1 protein-coding gene is annotated in these 2,173 nt (G+C 70.2%); it reads right to left on the bottom strand.

The window, feature by feature from the left end; genetic code table 11:
- A partial coding sequence (locus tag ABGB06_RS39320; protein ID WP_347600520.1) for a glycoside hydrolase family 95 protein occupies positions 1-1,093 on the bottom strand: 1,093 nt, incomplete at its 3' end.
- Positions 1,094-2,173 lie beyond the last annotated feature (1,080 nt).

The raw sequence follows: 2,173 nt of genomic DNA, 5'->3' as shown, positions 1-2,173 counted from the left end.
CACCCCCCGCGAAACCCGCCACCCGCTGGTCCGTGGGCAGTTCGGCGGCGTCGGTGCTGCCCACATCCAGGGCGGTCCGGCCGAAGTACTGCTGGTAGTCGGCGACGTGGCGAGACCGCAGCTCGTCGTAGGACCTTCCCTCCACGGCCGTCAGCGGATCCAGGGCACGGCCGTTCTGGTCGCCGGTCAGGTCCTGGTAGCTCGTGTAGTTGGTGCCGATCGAGACCAGCAGCGTCACCGCGTCAGCACCGTTGACGATCAGCGTGCCGTCCTGGCTGGTCACCGAGCCGCCGGTGGCATGGGCGGCGGCCAGCGCGCGGAACCGCACCTGGCCGTCGATGCCCTCCATGTCCGCGGAGAGCCCGTCCAGGCCGATGGTCAACGGGTCGGGCGAATGGGCGTTGGTGGTTTGCGGGCTCTCGAAGGCGGCCGTGAAGGAGATCCGGCCGGCCGCGGAAGCCGTCAGGTGAACGGCGATGACCTGGTCGGCGGCGCTGGCGAAGGTCTCCCGGGTGTAGGTGACGCCGTCGCGGGTGAAACGGGTCAGGGCGACCGCCGTGGTGAGGTCGAGCTCCCGGCGGTAGTCACTGGCCGCCCCGCCGGAGGGGAAGGTCAACACCAGGTCGCCGACCGTCTGGTAGGCCAGTTCGCCCAGCGGGCTGCCCATGAAGCTGCTGTCGATCAGGCTCTGGGCCCCCGACCAGTCCTCCCGGAAGACCCGGTTCCTGATCTCCTCCAGGTTGGCCAGGCCGTCGGGGTTGGCCGGGTCGTACGGCCCGCCGGCCCACACGGTGTCCTCGTTCAACTGGAGCCGCTCGGCGTCCACGCCGCCGAAGACCATGGCCCCCAGCCGGCCGTTGCCGATCGGCAACGCCTCCAGCCACTCCCTCGCGGCGTCGGGGTACCACAGGCGCAGCTGATGCTCCTGTTGCGCGGTGGGACGGTCCGCCGCGGTCACATCACGGTCGGTGGCACGGGACTCGGCGGACCATCCCCCCGCGTGGGCGTTCGCGGCCGTGCCGGTGGCCGAACCAGCGGCCACCCCGGCGGCGGAGAGGGCCAGGAAGTTCCTGCGGTTCGCGTGCGGAGGCATCTGTTGGCTCCCATCGGGCGGCGCCACGGAGCGCCGGAACGTGCGGATGACGGATGGCGACGGCTCCCCACGGTCACGACGCCCCCAGCGCAGACCGACAACCCGATCTCGTGCGATATGTCGAACAACGGTCGATCCTTCAGACAGGAACTATAGACCGGCCTCCTGCGGAGACAACACCCGCCGGCCATCGTTTTTTCGATTCTGATTACGAACAAAAAGCTCCCGAGAGGTTGACGCGACGCTCGAACCTCCTATGCTCTATGCCTGACAGTCCGATCGATGTTCGCAATCTCGGACGTGATCGCGCCCTCGCCCGGACTGGACCGGCCTTGTCCTGCCCAACGGGCCCCGCACGACAGCACGCGCACCAGTCGTTCCGTCGTTCCGTTCCGGTGATAACCCGCCTGAGCCGCCAGGAGCCGTCCGCGCCTCGCCCACACCGTCGCCGCGCCGGCGAGCGGAGTACGTCATCCGCCGTCCCGCGCCTTTCCTGAGCACCTTCGAGCCGTGTGGGACCCGGGTGGCGGGGGCTGCCGCCCGGGTCCCACACACGGCCCGAGCCGCTCCCTCCCGGCGCACCATCCGCCGCTCAGGGCGCGGCTCGGCGCAACGAACCCGCCGTGCCGCGGCGTCAGGCAGCAGCGAACCGGTTCCCGACGAGACCGGTGCACTGCCGCGACACGGCGTTGGCGCCTCCCAGGGCCAGCCTCCTCCCCATCCCAGCCCCTGCGGCTGACCCTGGGCCGGCGCCCCGACCCGCGCCCGCCTCTCGTCACCCGGCCGCCACCCTCCCCCTGTCGGCGATGGCCTTCCTGGTGATCGCCAGCCCTTCGGTCCCAGTTTTTTCGACGAACCATTCGAATTTTCATGGGGACGGGACCAAGGGATGCGCGCGTGCCGCGGTCAGGATCCGCGGCGTCGCGCACACGTTCTACGAAAGCGGTTTCTGGCCCGGGGGTTACACTGCGTGGCATGACCTCAGCACCTGGGAGCGTCAGGGCGAACGAGGCGCCCGACGAGCCGCCCAGCGGTCCGTTGACCATCGCGCAGATCGCCGAACACGTCGGGGTCTCGCTC

This window comes from Streptomyces sp. B6B3 (assembly GCF_039871525.1).
Classification (GTDB): Bacteria; Actinomycetota; Actinomycetes; order Streptomycetales; family Streptomycetaceae; genus Streptomyces.
This window is presented reverse-complemented; position numbering and strand designations above follow the sequence as displayed.